Source organism: Paenibacillus sp. 7516 (genome assembly GCF_002272715.1).
Taxonomy (GTDB): Bacteria; Bacillota; Bacilli; order Paenibacillales; family Paenibacillaceae; genus Paenibacillus; species Paenibacillus illinoisensis_A.
The window spans coordinates 17077-33113 of the sequence record NZ_NPBI01000033.1 but is presented as its reverse complement, the minus strand read 5'-3'; the positions used below and the strand labels follow the sequence as shown (position 1 = coordinate 33113).

General features: G+C 45.8%; 16 protein-coding genes. 13 read left to right on the top strand and 3 right to left on the bottom strand.

The window, feature by feature from the left end; all coding sequences use genetic code 11:
- Nucleotides 1–13: 13 nt before the first annotated feature.
- The 9 genes from cntE (CHI14_RS24065) (at nt 14) to CHI14_RS24025 (ending at nt 8452) form a co-directional block, all read left to right on the top strand.
- Entirely contained in the window at nt 14–1210 is a 1197-nt protein-coding gene (gene cntE, locus CHI14_RS24065) for a staphylopine family metallophore export MFS transporter CntE (protein WP_095291990.1), read from the top strand.
- A 180-nt stretch (nt 1211–1390) separates the two neighbouring features.
- Nucleotides 1391–2617 carry a staphylopine family metallophore export MFS transporter CntE gene (gene cntE, locus CHI14_RS24060; RefSeq protein ID WP_349290399.1) on the top strand — a complete coding sequence of 409 codons (1227 nt, stop codon included), beginning with the start codon at nt 1391–1393 and terminating at the stop codon, nt 2615–2617.
- Nucleotides 2618–2899: 282 nt separating this feature from the next.
- Nucleotides 2900–4096 (top strand): GTP-binding protein, encoded by a 1197-nt coding sequence (locus tag CHI14_RS24055; protein ID WP_095291988.1) that lies wholly within the window; start codon nt 2900–2902, stop codon nt 4094–4096.
- A 71-nt stretch (nt 4097–4167) separates the two neighbouring features.
- Nucleotides 4168–4437, top strand: a complete 270-nt coding sequence (rpsN, locus tag CHI14_RS24050) for a 30S ribosomal protein S14 (protein WP_095291985.1) — start codon at nt 4168–4170, stop codon at nt 4435–4437.
- Nucleotides 4438–4481: 44 nt separating this feature from the next.
- On the top strand, nt 4482–4814 hold the full coding sequence (locus CHI14_RS24045; RefSeq protein WP_095291983.1) for a DUF3024 domain-containing protein: 333 nt from the start codon (nt 4482–4484) through the stop codon (nt 4812–4814).
- Nucleotides 4815–5152: 338 nt separating this feature from the next.
- The gene (locus tag CHI14_RS24040) at nt 5153–5956 is read left to right on the top strand and encodes an undecaprenyl-diphosphate phosphatase (RefSeq protein WP_095291981.1); all 804 of its coding nucleotides are present in this window, start codon (nt 5153–5155) and stop codon (nt 5954–5956) included.
- A gap of 599 nt (nt 5957–6555) precedes the next feature.
- Nucleotides 6556–7533, top strand: a complete 978-nt coding sequence (locus CHI14_RS24035; RefSeq protein ID WP_095291979.1) for an SDR family NAD(P)-dependent oxidoreductase — start codon at nt 6556–6558, stop codon at nt 7531–7533.
- Nucleotides 7530–8183 (top strand): NADPH-dependent F420 reductase, encoded by a 654-nt coding sequence (locus tag CHI14_RS24030; protein WP_095291977.1) that lies wholly within the window; start codon nt 7530–7532, stop codon nt 8181–8183. Before CHI14_RS24035 ends, CHI14_RS24030 begins: the two co-directional genes overlap by 4 nt.
- Nucleotides 8184–8203: 20 nt before the next feature.
- Nucleotides 8204–8452 carry an SDR family NAD(P)-dependent oxidoreductase gene (locus CHI14_RS24025; protein WP_095291975.1) on the top strand — a complete coding sequence of 83 codons (249 nt, stop codon included), beginning with the start codon at nt 8204–8206 and terminating at the stop codon, nt 8450–8452.
- Nucleotides 8453–8612: 160 nt separating this feature from the next.
- Here the strand turns inward: CHI14_RS24025 and CHI14_RS24020 are convergent, their stop codons facing one another.
- Complete coding sequence (locus tag CHI14_RS24020; protein WP_095291972.1) at nt 8613–9224, bottom strand: TetR/AcrR family transcriptional regulator; 612 nt, start codon at nt 9222–9224, stop codon at nt 8613–8615.
- A gap of 229 nt (nt 9225–9453) precedes the next feature.
- Here CHI14_RS24020 and CHI14_RS24015 point away from each other — a divergent pair, with 229 nt between their 5' ends.
- The 3 genes from CHI14_RS24015 (at nt 9454) to CHI14_RS24005 (ending at nt 12546) form a co-directional block, all read left to right on the top strand.
- Nucleotides 9454–10236, top strand: coding sequence for an SDR family NAD(P)-dependent oxidoreductase (locus CHI14_RS24015; RefSeq protein ID WP_095291971.1), 783 nt, complete (start codon nt 9454–9456; stop codon nt 10234–10236).
- A 419-nt stretch (nt 10237–10655) separates the two neighbouring features.
- Nucleotides 10656–11216, top strand: a complete 561-nt coding sequence (locus tag CHI14_RS24010) for a MarR family winged helix-turn-helix transcriptional regulator (protein WP_095291969.1) — start codon at nt 10656–10658, stop codon at nt 11214–11216.
- A gap of 19 nt (nt 11217–11235) precedes the next feature.
- Nucleotides 11236–12546: an acyl-CoA thioesterase/bile acid-CoA:amino acid N-acyltransferase family protein gene (locus CHI14_RS24005; RefSeq protein ID WP_095291968.1), complete on the top strand. Its 1311-nt coding sequence runs from the start codon at nt 11236–11238 to the stop codon at nt 12544–12546.
- 188 nt (nt 12547–12734) lie between these two features.
- On the opposite strand, the gene CHI14_RS24000 is transcribed toward CHI14_RS24005, so the two are convergent.
- Entirely contained in the window at nt 12735–13496 is a 762-nt protein-coding gene (locus CHI14_RS24000) for an SDR family oxidoreductase (protein ID WP_095291967.1), read from the bottom strand.
- Nucleotides 13497–13666: 170 nt separating this feature from the next.
- Between CHI14_RS24000 and CHI14_RS23995 the strand changes: the two genes are divergently transcribed.
- Complete coding sequence (locus CHI14_RS23995; protein ID WP_095291965.1) at nt 13667–14587, top strand: AraC family transcriptional regulator; 921 nt, start codon at nt 13667–13669, stop codon at nt 14585–14587.
- A gap of 169 nt (nt 14588–14756) precedes the next feature.
- On the opposite strand, the gene CHI14_RS23990 is transcribed toward CHI14_RS23995, so the two are convergent.
- A complete protein-coding gene (locus tag CHI14_RS23990; RefSeq protein ID WP_095291964.1) occupies nt 14757–15818 on the bottom strand; it encodes a substrate-binding domain-containing protein in 1062 nt (353 codons plus the stop codon).
- Nucleotides 15819–16037: the final 219 nt, after the last annotated feature.

Below are 16037 nucleotides of genomic sequence, written 5' to 3'. Positions count from 1 at the left end.
AGGAGAACACACCGTGAGCGGAGCATTGTCATGGCCTTTTCTGCGTTTATATCTATTGACGCTCTTATACTTTAGCGCTAACGCCATCCTCAATGTCATCATCCCTCTAAGAGGTGAATCATTGGGGGCAAACAGCACTGTCATTGGTCTCGTCATGGGAGCGTACATGTTCACAACGATGTTTTTCAGGCCATGGGCAGGTCAGATTATCCAAAAGCATGGCCCGATCAGAATTCTTCGAATCATTCTGATTCTGAATGGGCTGGCGCTGATCCTGTATACCTTTACCGGATTGGGGGGCTATTTCGTAGCCCGTGCCCTGCAAGGAGTGTCTACCGCCTTCTTTTCCATGGCGCTCCAGATCGGCATCATCGATGCATTGCCCGAGAAGGATCGTTCACAGGGGATCTCATATTATTCCCTCTTTTCCTATATTCCGGGCATTGCTGGGCCGGTGCTTGCTCTGGGACTGTGGAATGCAGGCGGAATGGATTATTTCTCCATCTTCATGATTGTGATTGCCATGATAACGGGGCTATTTGGTTACAGTGTCAGGATGGACAAGTCGAAGGAACCAGGGATGGACACAACACAGGACAAGACTGGACAGAAGTCCGGTATGCTGGCTTCCTTCGGGGAGCTGATTCGAAATCCATTTTTGTTCAAATGCAGTGTAATTATGCTCATCTCGTCCATTGTATTTGGTGCCATAACTGCGTTTATCCCGCTGTACGCTCCACAATTGAATCACGGAAATGCCGGAGTGTTTCTGATGATTCAGGCTGCGGTCGTCGTGGTTGCCCGTATTGCGCTTAGAAAAAAAATCCCGTCGGACGGAACATGGCACTCTTCATTTATGATGGGAACGATGCTGCTTCTGACACTCGCTGCTGCGTGCGTAGGATTGTCCATTCAGACAGGAGCAATCCTATTTTATCTGGGCGCGGGACTCATGGGCATTGCGCAGGCAATCGTATATCCAACGCTGACCACCTATCTGTCCTTTGTCCTGCCACAGACGAACCGCAACGTGCTCATTGGTTTATTCATTGCAACGGCGGACTTGGGCGTTTCGCTTGGGGGTGTCGTTATGGGGCCGATTGCTGATCTGTTTTCATTTTCCTGGATGTATTTGATATGTGCAGTACTTGGAGCGCTGATGATTATTTTTGCGTATGACCGTAGGGGACTATTGTCAGCGATGAGATAGAAGGAAGGCTGATGCGGAATGCGTCGGCTTTTTTCTGTTGTTTCATTGTAAGCATACGAAGTACGCATACAAATTCATTGACAAGACAAGCGGTATACGATAAATTGTCCTTTTTATCAAAATGATTACGATTACTCGGTACATATGTTCCGGCGATAGTGAGAAAGTGGGGACAAACTATTGAACGCTTTTGCAAATAATCATGGCAAACTAAATCCGGTCTCTTTTTCCTTTATCCGGTTTTATATGCTGGCTTTTTTATTTTTTGCCGCAAATTCGGCCTTAACGATTATTCTTCCACTGAGAAGTGAGGCAGCAGGCTTGAGTCAGGCCGAAATTGGCCTCATGATGGGAGCTTACATGTTCACGTGTATGCTTTTGAGGCCACTGGCTGCACAGCTTCTGGGGAAACATGGTCCCCTTCGGGTCATGCAATGGCTGCTTCTTCTGCATGCCGTAACACTGGTGCTCTTCATGATTGGTGATGTGGAAGCATACCTCTGGCTTCGGGCATTGCAGGGCGTGGCGACTGCGTTTTTCTCCATGACCATGCAGGCTGGCATTGTGGAAAAGCTCGAAGATAGGGACCGGGCACAGGGGTTATCCATGTATACACTCTTTACGATGGTTCCCTCTCTGATCGTTCCGATTCTTGCGATACAAATCTGGGAAAGCGCCCGCGAGATATGGTTTACGGTCCTCATGATTGGTTTGGCGGCACTGCCACTACTGATTGGATATCGTGTAGATCTGCCCAGACGTACAGTGCAAAATCAGTCATATACGCTGAGGGACATGTTCCGCTCCTTTCGTGGCATTTGGCGCAGTACACCACTGTTGATCAGCAGTGTAGTCATGCTGTTTGCTTCCTGCGTATTTGGAGCAACGGCGACGTTTCTTCCGCTGTATATGGTATCGACGGGACTTGCGAGTGCCGGGGTGTTTTTAACGATCCAGGGACTGGTTGTTATTCTATGCCGATTTATGCTGCGCAAAAAAATACCTTCCGACGGCAGCTGGAATACCTGGCTAATTGCCGGATTACTGCTGTGTGCAGCTCTGGGAACCCAGATGCTTGCGCTGCTGGAGCTCATTGGTCCACTGGTGTATTTGTCCGCGGTGTTTAGTGGTTTTGCCCTGGCACTCATGTATCCCACATTAACGACGTACCTGTCCTTCGTGCTCCCTGCCGATTCCAGGTATGTATTGATGGGCATCTTCATGTCCTCCTACGATCTGGGTTTCTCCTTAGGCGGACTCGCCATGGGTCTGATTGTTCAGAACAGCTCCTATTCCACGATGTTTACGATCTGTACGTTACTTTCCGTGGCGGCCATGATGCTGGTCGTTATATTTAGAAAACGGATGGAATCAGGAAATAGAGAAAGGCTCCCTACTGTAAAATGAGGAAGCTCTCTCTGTACGGACAATACGTTGTTGTATGCTGGTTTTAACGACTTGTGCTGGCTGACCTTAGGCTGCTATTTCGATGCAAAAGTTAAAGGCTTACGGACTGAATTCTTCGGGACGCATCATGTTGATGCGAGCTGCCGGAACCAGACCGTAGGTCTTTTTTTCAAAAATGATTTGACAAGAGGAGCCAACAGGATTATAGTCATTGTTGTTAATCGTAATAATTACTAATAAGGCTGATAACCTATTGGCTGTCACTATAAGGAGCAGATCGAAATGACACAAAAGCAAGTTCCGGTAACGGTCCTCAGCGGTTACCTTGGTTCAGGTAAAACGACGGTGCTTAATCATGTACTGCACAATCGGCAGGGGCTTAAGGTAGCCGTCATTGTCAATGACATGAGTGAGGTGAACATTGATGCAGCGCTGGTCAAGGGAGAGGCCACGTTGTCAAGAACGGAAGAGAAGCTGGTTGAGCTATCCAATGGCTGTATCTGCTGCACGCTGCGGGATGATCTGATGCAGGAAATCGAGAAACTGGTGAACGAAGGCCGGTTCGATTATATCCTGATTGAATCCACGGGCATCAGTGAGCCAGTTCCGGTAGCGCAGACCTTTACATACGCCGATGAAGAATCGGGTATTGATCTGACCCGTTTGGCGAAGCTGGACTGCCTGGTAACGGTAGTGGACGCCAACCGGTTCTGGCATGATTTTGCCTCAGGACAGAGCCTTCTGGATCGGCATCAGGCAGCAGGAGAGGAAGATACCCGTGACGTGGTGGATCTGTTGATTGACCAGATTGAGACGTGTGATGTCCTGCTGCTGAACAAATGTGATCTGGTCGATGAAGTGGAGCTGAACAAGCTTGAAGGCATCATCCGTAAACTTCAGCCCCATGCCAAGATTATTCGGACCGTGAAGGGGCAGGTGAATCCTGCTGAGATTTTAAATACCGGTCTCTTTGATTTTGAAAAAGCAAGCATGTCCGCCGGATGGATTCAGGAGCTGGAAAAAGAATCACACACCCCCGAGACGGAAGAGTACGGAATTGGCTCCTTCGTGTACCGTCGCAGGAAGCCATTCCATCCCGCACGTCTGGCTGAGTTCATGAGCTACTGGCCGGAAGAGGTTGTTCGTGCCAAAGGCCTGGTTTGGCTGGCGGCTGAAGGAGACGTAGCAGCAAGCCTGAGCCAGGCGGGGCCTTCCATTCAGTTTGGACCTGCCGGACATTGGGTCGCGGCCTTGCCGGAAGCGGACAAGGAATTGATTTTTCGCACCGAGCCGGATGTCCTGGAAAAATGGGATGCCCAGTGGGGAGACCGTCAGACCGAGCTGGTGATGATCGGGATCGAGATGGAGCGTGACATGATTGAGGATGAGCTGGACCAGTGCCTGCTCAGTGATGAGGAGATGCAAGCCGACTGGGGAGGATTTGATAATCCGCTGCCGTGGCCCGTTGAAACCAACTGATCGGAAGAAGGTTCTGTAATTGGAATTGTAAGGTGTAACATGTTCAAAAAATCGTAGAGGAGCTGTAAATGATGGCCAAAAAATCAAAAGTCGTTCGTGAAAAACAGCGTCAGGCAACGGTAGCCAAGTACGCAGAGCTACGCCGGGTGCTGAAGGAAAAAGGAGATTACGAAGCACTGCAGAAGCTGCCGCGGAACGCCTCTCCAACGAGATTGAAAAATCGCTGCGAACTAACAGGACGTCCAAGAGGATATTTGCGCAAATTCAAGGTTTCACGAATTGTCTTCCGCGAGCTGGCCCATCAGGGACAGATTCCGGGTGTGACCAAGTCCAGCTGGTAACGAAGAGGACGTTCATTTTGGCAAATGAAAGGCTGTGAACTGATATGCTGGACTCGTTTACCATTCGAAGAATTCAGTCACTCATGAATGGGTATATCCACGAGAAGGTGCCTGCACCACTCCGCACAATGGTGAAGCTGACTTATGTAATGAATAACGACGAGCTTATTCTTACGGAGGAAAGACCAGCGGATGAAAGGTATCAATGGGATATGCTGCCGATTGCCCGGTTTCATTGGGAAGGTGAACAATGGAAGGTATATGCCCAGGATGAATCTAGCAGCTGGAATGCTGTAGACGTTATTCAGCCTTGTCTCGACTTTGAGGATTTGCTCGAACAAGTTGAACGGGATGAGACGGGCATATTCTGGCGCTGAGTCCAACCGAATGCAGAGCTAAAGCAACATACTTCTGGTGATACGAAGTGTCTCTCGATTGATGAGGAAGAAGCAGGCTCTATTATAGATGTAGTAATAGAAAAGGCGCCGTGCCAGCGGCGTCTTTTGTTTGGGTATCGCATGGACAAAGTGATATGTGACTTGGCAGGATAGTGGAACAAGATTCATCAATATGATCTGTATATCAATGAAATGATGTGACGATAATGTCACACTGAAATGAACATTGTTATGTTAATCGATGGGGATATATAGTCATTCACCCTTATACTTGAACTTGCTAAGTGAGTTTATTTCGTAAAGGGGGGCATCTTCTAATGACTGATCCAATAAAAGCAATCATACTTGGGATAATAGAAGGGTTAACTGAATTCTTACCCGTATCGTCTACTGGACATCTTATTTTAGCAGGAAATTTACTTGAATTTGAGGGAGACGCGGCAATAACCTTTAAAATTGTTATACAGTTGGGTGCAGTGATGGCAGTTCTAATTCTTTATTGGAAAAGGTATATGGAGATTGGGTCAAACTTAATTAAATTGGATTTTTCAACAAGTAAAGGATTAAACGTAATACATATGATTTTGGCTATGTTACCCGCATTAATCGTATATCTTCTACTAAAGGACACTATAAAAAGCCAATTATTCGGCCCTACACCTGTCTTATTTGGTTTAATTGCTGGTGGCTTATTAATGATCATCGCATCACGGAGTAAGAGAACTACCAGCGTTGATACAATGGATAGGATTAGTTACAAACAAGCTTTTGGGATTGGTTTATTCCAATGTCTGGCCTTGTGGCCAGGTTTTTCGAGATCAGGTTCGACGATTTCAGGTGGCCTTTTGCTCGGTACTAGCCAAAAAGCTGCCGCAGATTTTACGTTCATTATTTCTGTACCTGTTATGTTTGGTGCTACCTTGTTGGACTTATTCGATAGCATCGATTTACTTCGTTTAGACGATTTGTATCTGATGTTAATTGGATTTATGACTTCCTTCCTTGTGGCTATGATTGCGGTAGTAACGTTTATTAGATTGATCAAGCGACTTCAATTGGAGTGGTTTGCTCTATATCGTTTTGTATTAGCAGTTCTTTTCTATTTAATCGTCATACTGTAACTTTAATTTATACCCTTACTTCACACTAACGGGAAACGTTAGTCCAAAAAAGCAAGGAGCAGTTGCCGGTTGGCAGCTGCTTTATTTTTCGTTAAGCTAAAGGGCAGGTTAGTTGAGGATTAATCACAGTGAACCGTAACACAAGTAGGGCAAAATTCATTTTGTAGAAATCAGAAGCGATTTCTGATATTTCGCGGGCATTGGCCGAAGTGGACCCCGAGCACATGTGCGGCTACAGGCGAACCAACCCCTCTTTCTTATTATCGGGCCAGTCAGAAGAGAATTCTGATTGGCTTTTTTTGTTTACTCTAAGATTATGGTAACCGGCAGGATTAGGTGCTCGTAGAGTAGTAGCGGCGAAAAAAAACGAATTCTCTGCTATTAACGTAATTGTCGTTATGATATTGACAATAGAAACAAAAGTATATATTATAAATTTCGTAATGAACGTTATGATATTAGCTAGACGCCAGTGTAGATTATCCATATTGCAGGCGAGGCAGGAATCTCTGCAGCGATGCGCTCGGGTATTGGTACGTTAATGCCGACCGATGAAGAGCAAAACACATAACAAATACGCAAGTAGAGGAGAAAAACATATGATTAGTAAATTTAATGCAAAATCAACCGCCGATCAGGTGCTTTCCGGTGTAGATCTTCAGGGGAAACGATTTCTCGTTACGGGAGTTTCATCAGGCATTGGCCTCGAAACTACCCGATCATTGGTTGCTCACGGAGCCAGCGTCGTCGGTACGGTTAGAGACCTTGTCAAAGCGGAGTCATCCACTGCATCGACCCGTGACGCTGCGGCGCAAGGAGGCGGCAACCTAGAATTGATCAAACTTGATCTCGCATCCCTGCAAAGCGTGCGCGCCTGCGCGGATAAGCTGTTGGCGAGCGGCCAGCGGTTCGACGTCATTATCGCCAACGCCGGCATCATGGCAACCCCGTTCGGCCGGACGTCCGACGGCTTTGAAGTCCAGTTTGGGACAAATTATCTTGGCCATTTCGCTTTGATCAATCGGATCGAGTCACTGCTCGCCGATAACGGGCGATTGATTGTGCTGTCTTCCCAAGCTCATCGTGCCGCTGATATTGACCTGGACGACCCGAACTTTGAGCATCAGGAATACGATCCGTTTGTTGCCTATGGCCGATCGAAAACGGCTGCTTCTCTCTATGCAGTGGAATTCGATAAACGGCATCGCAACCGTGGTATCCGGGCGGCCTCAGTGATGCCTGGGAATAGTCCTACCGATCTCACGAGTCACTTCTCTCAGAAAGACATGGAGGGTCTATTGGGGAACGTTGCTAGCGCCCGAGCTGAAGCTGGCCTTCCGGAAGCGGAGCTTAAAGAAATTCCACAGGCAGCTGCTACGTCGGTTTGGGCTGCAGTCGTGGCTGACAAAAACGAAATCGGCGGACGTTACCTCGAGGATTGTGCAGTCGCACCGATTGATGACACTCCAAACCCGTTTGCCGACGGCGTAAAATCGTATGCGCTTGACGTTAACAAAGCCAAACGGCTTTGGGAAAAAAGCGAGGATTTGATAAGCGCAAAAGGTGCGAATTTATGACCGTAATCGGCATCATTGGGGCAGGCGAGGTCGGCAGCCAGATCGCGCGTGCGGCGATCGCGAACGGGTATGAGGTTGTCATTGCCAATTCGCGGGGACCCGAGACGTTGAAGGGCCTCATTAATGAGCTTGGCCCGTCAGCACGCGCGGCAACAGCGGCCGGCGCTGCCGAGGCTGGCGATTTCGTCCTCGTGGCCGTCCCCCTCAAGCTGGTCAATGACATGCCTGTGGAACAGCTCGCGCGCAAGATCGTACTCGACACGAACAATTACATGCCTTGGCGTGATGGTTATTTCCCTATGATCGACTCTGGGGAAATGACCGTTCATGAGCTCCGTCAGAAGCAGCTTCCTGCCTCGAGGGTGGCGAAGGCCTTTACCCATATCCAGGCCCCCCGCCTCTTCATTTCGAGTAGACCAGCTGGCGACCCAAACCGCCATGCGTTGTCAGTCTCGAGCAACTTTCCTGAAGCCATCGAACTCGTGACGCAGCTATACGACCAGTTCGGTTTCGATACGGTCGACAATAGTCCGCTGAGCGAGTCATGGCGCAGCGGTCCCAGCCAGCCCGCTTGGGTAGCGCACGCCCACCAAACCCGCGCTGAGCTGGCCGCCAATCTCGCCAGGGCGAAACGGATCATTTTGAAGTAGGTTGCTAAGGGGGATAGATTGTGAAGACAATTGCTATAATTGGCGCTGGGCCTGGTCTTGGTTTTTCATTGGCCAAGACGTTTGGCAGGCACGGATTCCGTACCGCTATGATTTCAAGAACACAAGAGAAGTTGAATCAATATGCTGTGGAGTTAAGTGAGTTGGGTATTGAAGCTAGAGGGTTTGCTCCTGATATTACAAACAAAATGGAGCTTACAAGGGCTTTTCGACAAATTAAAGTAGCTGCAGTCTGCGAGCTAGACAGTTAGATTCAGAGAGTGAATCAATTTCAGATAGCATTCATTCCGGTAAAAATCAAAAGGCTCCCATATCAGGAGCCTTTTGGTATTTCCATGATTGCAGAAACTTTGGGCGTATGACAGCCAAAACTTGCATTTTCTTAATAACGATATTCCTCTGTATTTAGGTTTAGGAAGACTTTCCGGACAGTGCAGAACTGCCGGTAGGCCAGGTGGAGAGTGCTTGCTCGGCAACAGCCTCCAGCATGTTGCGGCTAAAGCCAGCTTTGGCTTGAACAGCCATGCCGTGGAGCACGGCCATCACGAATGCAGCCAGTGCAGCACAGTTCGCATTCTCTGGCAGATCTCCCTCCTGCTTCGCCCGTTCGAAACGGTCTCGTAGCGAAGTCTCACCGTCCGCACGTGCATCGATCAATGCACGCCGAATCGGTTCGGAATCATCCGAGCCGGCCAAGTCACCGTGGACATATAGACACCCCTTGTGATCGGGGTAACGCGTCTGCAATTCGGCCGCCCCGCGAAAGATCCGTGCGACCACCTCCCGTGAGGTCGGCAGCTCCAGCGCCGCCGGAAAGAAATCATGGTAGTGATTGTAATAGCGATCAAGTACCCGGAGGAATAAGGCCTCCTTGTTGCCAAACGCAGAATAGAGCGCCGGGCGTTCGACACCCGTAGCCTGCGTCAGGTCCGTGTACGACGTGCCCTCGTACCCTTTTTTCCAAAACACACAAAGTGCTGCGTCCAGTGCCTGATCTATATCGAATTCGCGGTTTCGTCCCATAAGTTAGTCACCTAGCCTTTTTCTTGAAGGGTTAAATTTCATACAGCTGTATGTTAAATCTTCTATCCTTTATCATAACACACGTTACAGAATACTGCCAATCCATCGGACTAGGCTAACATCACATAAAATAATGATCGTTATGTTATTGACAAAACGTGACAAATTCGATAGTATAATTTATCGTAACGATCGTTACGTTATTATATGGATAAAAGGAGCAGATCATATGTCGACGAATAAAGGAAGATTTAGTAATAAGATTGCTTTGATTACAGGAGCAAGCCGTGGGATAGGGGCTGAGATCGCCAAAAAATTAGCTGCAGGCGGGGCGGAATTTATAGGCGTTCATTACGCCACAAATAGAGATGCGGCTTTGAAGGTTGTTGAGGATATTAAAGCTTTGGGTGCAAAGGCGGTAGCTCTGGAAGCAGAATTAAACACGGGTATTGCCGGTGTTAACAAGCTTTGGTCCGCTTTTGAAGAGGCTGTTCGTTCAGAAATAGGCTCTGTGCAATTGGACATCCTGATCAATAACGCAGGGATAGCACCGGAAATTCCCTTTGAAGAAACGTCGGTAGAAACGTTTGAAGCTGTCATGAATGTGAACTTTAAAGCCCCATATTTCCTCACTCAAGCAGCTAGCCCGTTTATACGGATGGATGGACGGATTATTAACATTTCTACTGGCTTCACCCGTGTTGCTGGTCCAGAGCGTTCCATTTATGCAGCTTCAAAGGGAGCCATTGAGACATTTACTTTGGCTTTGGCTCCCCATTTCGCATCGAAGGGGATTACGGTTAATGCGGTAAGGCCGGGCGTTACGGAAACGGATATGAATAAGGAATGGCTCACCAACCCTGAAATTTATGCTGGGGCATCTTCAATGTCTGCTTTCGGAAGAATTGGTACTACTGAGGATGTTGCAGATATCGTTATATTTCTAGCCTCTGAGGAAGCGCGATGGATCACAGGGCAGTTCGTTGATGCTACCGGTGGATCCCGGCTTTAAGAGGATTTGGAGCAGGCCGATGTGCCAAGAAACTGGAAAACCGACAAGTAAACCCCTGACGGTTTTTGGTTTCTGCGAGTATCACTCTAGGGGCTTAGCCCTATCCAATAATGGATGTTTCTTAACTAAACTGGCCCCATGTTCAGTTAAACTAACGGGAAACGATAGCATAATAAAACTAAGAAAGCAGCTGATCGAAGTGATCGGCTGCTTTTGTTGAACTAACGGGCAGTTTAATGGAGCTTACATACTTATGGGTTAAGATTCGTTTTTGCTTGCAATAAAAAAAGGACACTCACTGACTCATGAATGAAATGTTTGATAAACCCATGAAATATAGTCACCATGTTGACAATTTGATTTGAAAGTGTTATTTTTTTTAGACACCATGGTTACTAAGATTAATAAGGAGGATTTACTTGGAACATTCTTTAGTATACAAAGAGCTATATTTAATGCAACAAATTTACGCTACTCTTTTCTCTGTTACCAATAAATTACAAATGCAGGGGGATCACTATTTTAAAAACTTAACATTAAGACAGTATATGCTTATGTTGGCTATTGCCCATTTGCCAGAGGATGAAACAAGTCTGATTAATATTGCTGAAAAGTTGGAAACAAGCAAACAGAGTGCAAAAAAGCTAATCGTTAATTTAGAGAACAAAGGATATCTTGCGACTTCACCAAGTAAACGAGATAAACGTGCTATTAATGTTGTGATTACAGAACAAGGTAAAAAGGTCATGGTGGAATGTGGCGAAAAATCAATTTTATTGATGGCAGATATTTTTAACAACTTTAATACCAATGAATTAGAAATATTCTGGGAATTACTTAGAAGATTATATGGATCTAAAGTAAAAGAAGTGATCGGGTTTGAAGAAGATGTTAATTATAAATTTGAAATGGTCGAAGGATTTGAAGAAGCTCAAGGTAGAGCATTAAATGAGTTTATTTCTCGAAGAAATGGTGTGTAAAAATACTGGGGGTTAAGCTATGAAATTAGAAATTAGACCTAAAGTTGCTCTTATTGATGAGAAGATCGATATACGTATTACTGAGTTACCGCCTGGGGGAAAGGTTACAATAAGAGCTGCTATGAATTTCCCATGGGCAAAAGGTGAAAAGTTTGAATCTTTTGGAGTGTTTACTTCAGACTCTAATGGCAAGGTTGATTTATCTCAACAAAAACCTGATTCTGGAACTTACGATTATGTAGATAACATGGGATTAATTGCATCTATGCGAAAGACTAATAGTGAAGGGGATAATATTGCAACGAACATCTCAATTAGCGAAAGCTTATATATTGATATAGTCTGTGAATGTGGGCAAGATAGAGAATCTATAAAATTAGAGCGTATGTTTATATTGCCTGAGGTAAAGAGACTTGAGATTAAGGACGAGTTTAAAGGTGAATTGTTTTACAACGACAAATTGATTCATTCTCAAACTATTGTTCTTTTGGGTGGATCTGATGGTGAACGAAAAGGTCTATCACTGATGGCTGGTCCATTAGCTTCAAGAGGCTTTAATGTTCTGACTCTAGGGTATTTTAATGAAGAAGGACTTCCTAAAAAACTTGAGAAAATACCATTGGAGTATTTTGAAAAAGTGTTTTTTTGGTTAAAAAACAATCCAATTACACATACTAATGAAGTTTACCTCCACGGAACTTCGAAAGGTGGTGAATTGGCTTTACTTCTAGCTTCAAAATATAATTTCATTTCTAAGGTAGTTGTTTCAGCACCACATGCATACTGTTTTCAGGCACTAGATGGCATTTTGAGTGGTGAGAATGTTTCTTCCTGGGCATATAAAGGAGAATCCTTACCATTTATTAAAGTTGATAATGATATTTTTTATGAGCATCAACGTGAATGTATAGAAAACAATATACCTTTTGGATTTGCTACTACTTATAAGAAAAGTTTAGAGCTTTCTAAAGACAAAGAAAGAGCACGGATTAAAATTGAAAATGCAAATGCAGATTTTTTATTTATTGCAGGTCAAAAAGATAATGTATGGAATACTTATGATGCATGTCTTGAAATGATGGGAACTTTAGAAATAAGCAATTATAAATATAATTATAAACTTTTAGAGTATGGTGAAATGGGACATTCATTGCCCATTCCTTATATAATCCCTTTGAATGAAACATTAAACGTACAATTGGGTCAAGGCGTTTTCACATGCGGAGGCACGTTAAAAGGGAATTCTTATGGTCAATCGGATTCTTGGCAAAAAACAATAGATTTTTTTATGCGTGATAAACGTTTTACTAACGAAGAAACTATAACTTAATAAAACCTAGGAGGCAACCGATCTAATTGATTGGTTGCCTTTGTGCATGAAATGGGACAATTTAGTTCCAAACCGTGTATTCTACTCCTCATTTTTGTTAAATTAAAGAATTCTAACTAGGAGGTGCTTGCAATTGATAAAGCTAATTTTGACAATCGTTTTGACGCTCCGGTTAACTTGTCCATATCTTAAACCTGTGCAGTCGGACGGATTACAATTTCATTCACATCAATATCGTCTGGTTGCTCAATTGCAAATGCTATAGCGCGAGCAACTGCATTCGGCGGCATAGCTAACTCGTCCCGGATAGCAGCGAGACGGTTTCTAACCTCCTTATTTGTAACGCTCTCCGTAAAATTTGTTTGTACGATACCAGGCGATATGATTGTTACGCGTAGTTGTTTGCCAGCCTCTTGGCGCATCCCCTCTGAGATCGCGCGAACAGCGAACTTCGTGCCTGAATAGACAGATTGATTCGGTACCGTTTTATGCCCGGCTGTAGAAGCGGTGTTGACAAAATGACCAAACCCCTGCTTGCGAAAGACAGGCAGAGCGGCGGCGATACCGTATAGTACGCCCTTCATATTGATATCAATCATGGACTCCCAGTCTTCAACACGCAATTCATCAAGGGGTGAAATCGGCATAATACCGGCATTGTTAATGAATACATCAAGCTTGCCATACTGTTCGTATGCCAAGGATACAAGATTAGACATGTCTTCTCTCCGTTGCACGTCACAGCTCATATAAACGGCCTCACTGCCCCGTTCTGTAATGCGCTTCGCAAGTGCTTCAAGTCTATCCGTGCCTCTTGCTCCAAGCACAATCTTAGCGCCACGCTCGGCAAGCAAGAGTGCGGCCGCCTCGCCAATTCCGCTGCTTGCGCCCGTAATAACAACGACTTTGCCTTTGATTCCTGACATGGTTAAGTTCTCTTCTACGCTCATCGCCCGATCCTTCTTTCATTCCAATAGTAGTCGCAAGTACTGTTGACTTACTAGTTGAAGTATAAAAGAGGACGAAGAATATCCGGTAGACGATTACTTCGCGTTCTTTGCCTAATCCTGTCTGTCTGGATACAATATTCTCAAGGTATAGAAGAAAAGGATTGGTGATTATGAAGCAACTCTTTCCCAGGCTTACCATTTCGACCTATCAGCAAGAATTGGCTCGGCTGATTCAGCTCCATACTCCGATAGACGGTACACACAATTCAGCCATTAACGAGCTTTGTTTCAGGCGGGCATCGAAAGAAACAGAGCCGACTCATACGGTCAACATGCCCTCTCTATATGTGATCGCCCAAGGCTCTAAAATTGCCACTTTGGCCGGGGAAAATATCCGGTACGACTCGGCTACCTACATGGTCACCTCCGTTCATTTGCCCGTTATCGGTAAAATTACTCATGCATCGCCGCAGATACCATATTTAAGTCTACAATTAACGCTTAGTCCAGATGTTCTTCTAGATATCGTCAATAAGACTAACCCACAGAGGAACAGGGATACTGGACGAGGGATCTTGGTGAATAGGTCTACGCCTCCCTTACTAGATGCGATTCTTCGCCTCGTCCAACTTTTAGATACACCAAAGGATATCCCAATGCTTGCTCCGCTTATCGTCCGCGAAATATTTTATCGGGTGCTACAAGGCGAGCAGGGGACGTTGCTCAGGCAGTTCGCACTGGTCGGCAGCTATGCTCATAGCATATCCCAAGCGATCCATCTTATTAACCGAAATTATTCCGAGCCTCTTGTCATTAGTGAGTTAGCAAAAAAGGTTAACATGAGCTCCACATCTTTGCACAAACACTTCAAAAAAGTAACGGCAATGAGTCCATTGCAGTATCAGAAGATAATTCGGTTGCAAACGGCACGGCGACTGCTGCTCATGGAGAACTTAGATGCTGCCACCGCAGGTTTTCGCGTCGGTTACGAAAGCCCTTCTCAGTTCAATCGGGAATACTCGCGTTTATTCGGACGCCCACCGATAAGCGATGTCAGGCATTTCCGTGTTTCTTTATATGATCATCCATAATCACTATTCAAAAATTTTAACGACTAAGCTAACGGGAAACGATAGCTCAATAAATCTAAGAAAGCAGCTGATCAAAGTGATCAGCTGCTTTCTTTAACTAATGGGCCGTACAGTATTGACGTAAGGGAGCATAAGTGTGTGTGTTGGCAAACTTGTATATGAAGTCATATTATACTTCGTACAAAATCTCACCTGTACGGGAAACGTCATAGCCTTCGAACGATTGCAGTTCCTGTCTGAACTCCGAAGATTGAAGAATGCGCAGGACCGAATCGGTCCACGTCTCATTGCCCGGTTTCTTTAACATAACCAGATCATAGCGCTCCTGAGTCAGTGGAATGAAATCAACCTGACCAACAAGACGCGCAGCCTTTTCAATGCCAATGCCCACATCCGCTTCACCGGAACTGACTTTGGCGGCAACACCCATATGACTGGTCTCTTCCAGGTTATAACCGATCAGGCGGGAAGAAGGAATCCCGTGCAAACGCAGCTGCTCATCAAGCAGGACACGTGCCCCGGAACCTTTTTCGCGGTTGGCGAGTCGCAGGTCAGGCTGATCCAGGTCTGCCCAGCCTTGTAAGCCGCGTGGGTTACCGCGCTGTACATACAATCCTGCTGGTCTTGAGAGCAGATTCACAACGACATAGGACCAGCCAATCAGAATTTTTCGGATATAGGGCAAATTATATTCGCCCGTTTCCCCATCGAGCAGATGAGTGCTGACCAGGTCAGACTCACCGCGATACATGGATATGAGTCCGTCGAGGCTGCCCATGAAAGAGCGCAGTGGACGAATGTCCCGCGTTTGTTTCTCCATATGGCGCATGAGAATATCCAGGCTCACATCCTGCCCGGTAATGACGACATGCCGCAATGCATGGGGGACGGGAGACTCCCCACTTACGATGCGGGATGCTTCGGATACCGGTCTGGCTGGGGCATTGGAATGGTCATGAACAGGTGCAGCCAATGATTTACTTGAATCAGCACTATCGGTTACAGGTGCTGTTCCCGAGGATTGACTCGAAGCGGATAGCGGCCCGGCTGAGGACTGCAGCTGCTTGGCACGCCGCTTATATGCTTCCAGGTCGGTGGCATCAATCCTCATTTGTTTACCGACGCGATAAGCGACGAGGTCTCCTTTTTTAATCAGGTCATACACGGTTAGTTTGGATATTTTGAGCAGCTTGGATATTTCTTCGGTCGTATAGGATTGCTCCTCTGTCATGTGTGAAGATCCTCCTTCAGGTGGCAAAAGCATATATGATCAAGTTCATCAACATCATGTGTAGTTTGCTGAAAGGTTTGATACAGTCTCTTGTACTATACCATTAACTGCAGGAGTGTATAAACTAGACCTTCCTATTTGACCGATCTTATGTATAATGAAATATAATTAATTATAACTAGTTATAACTAAACATAACGTGTAGAAGGATCAGGGGGA

Bases quoted from the DNA above. Each gene is read 5' to 3' on its own strand.
- CHI14_RS24020 (WP_095291972.1), bottom strand. From the start codon at position 9,224: ATGGGACGAAACCGCGAATTCGATATAGATCAGGCACTGGACGCAGCA.
- CHI14_RS24045 (WP_095291983.1), top strand. From the start codon at position 4,482: ATGCTGGACTCGTTTACCATTCGAAGAATTCAGTCACTCATGAATGGG.
- CHI14_RS24000 (WP_095291967.1), bottom strand. From the start codon at position 13,496: ATGAGCGTAGAAGAGAACTTAACCATGTCAGGAATCAAAGGCAAAGTC.
- CHI14_RS24040 (WP_095291981.1), top strand. From the start codon at position 5,153: ATGACTGATCCAATAAAAGCAATCATACTTGGGATAATAGAAGGGTTA.
- CHI14_RS24055 (WP_095291988.1), top strand. From the start codon at position 2,900: ATGACACAAAAGCAAGTTCCGGTAACGGTCCTCAGCGGTTACCTTGGT.
- CHI14_RS24035 (WP_095291979.1), top strand. From the start codon at position 6,556: ATGATTAGTAAATTTAATGCAAAATCAACCGCCGATCAGGTGCTTTCC.
- CHI14_RS23995 (WP_095291965.1), top strand. From the start codon at position 13,667: ATGAAGCAACTCTTTCCCAGGCTTACCATTTCGACCTATCAGCAAGAA.
- rpsN (WP_095291985.1), top strand. From the start codon at position 4,168: ATGGCCAAAAAATCAAAAGTCGTTCGTGAAAAACAGCGTCAGGCAACG.
- CHI14_RS24030 (WP_095291977.1), top strand. From the start codon at position 7,530: ATGACCGTAATCGGCATCATTGGGGCAGGCGAGGTCGGCAGCCAGATC.
- CHI14_RS24015 (WP_095291971.1), top strand. From the start codon at position 9,454: ATGTCGACGAATAAAGGAAGATTTAGTAATAAGATTGCTTTGATTACA.
- CHI14_RS24005 (WP_095291968.1), top strand. From the start codon at position 11,236: ATGAAATTAGAAATTAGACCTAAAGTTGCTCTTATTGATGAGAAGATC.
- CHI14_RS23990 (WP_095291964.1), bottom strand. From the start codon at position 15,818: ATGACAGAGGAGCAATCCTATACGACCGAAGAAATATCCAAGCTGCTC.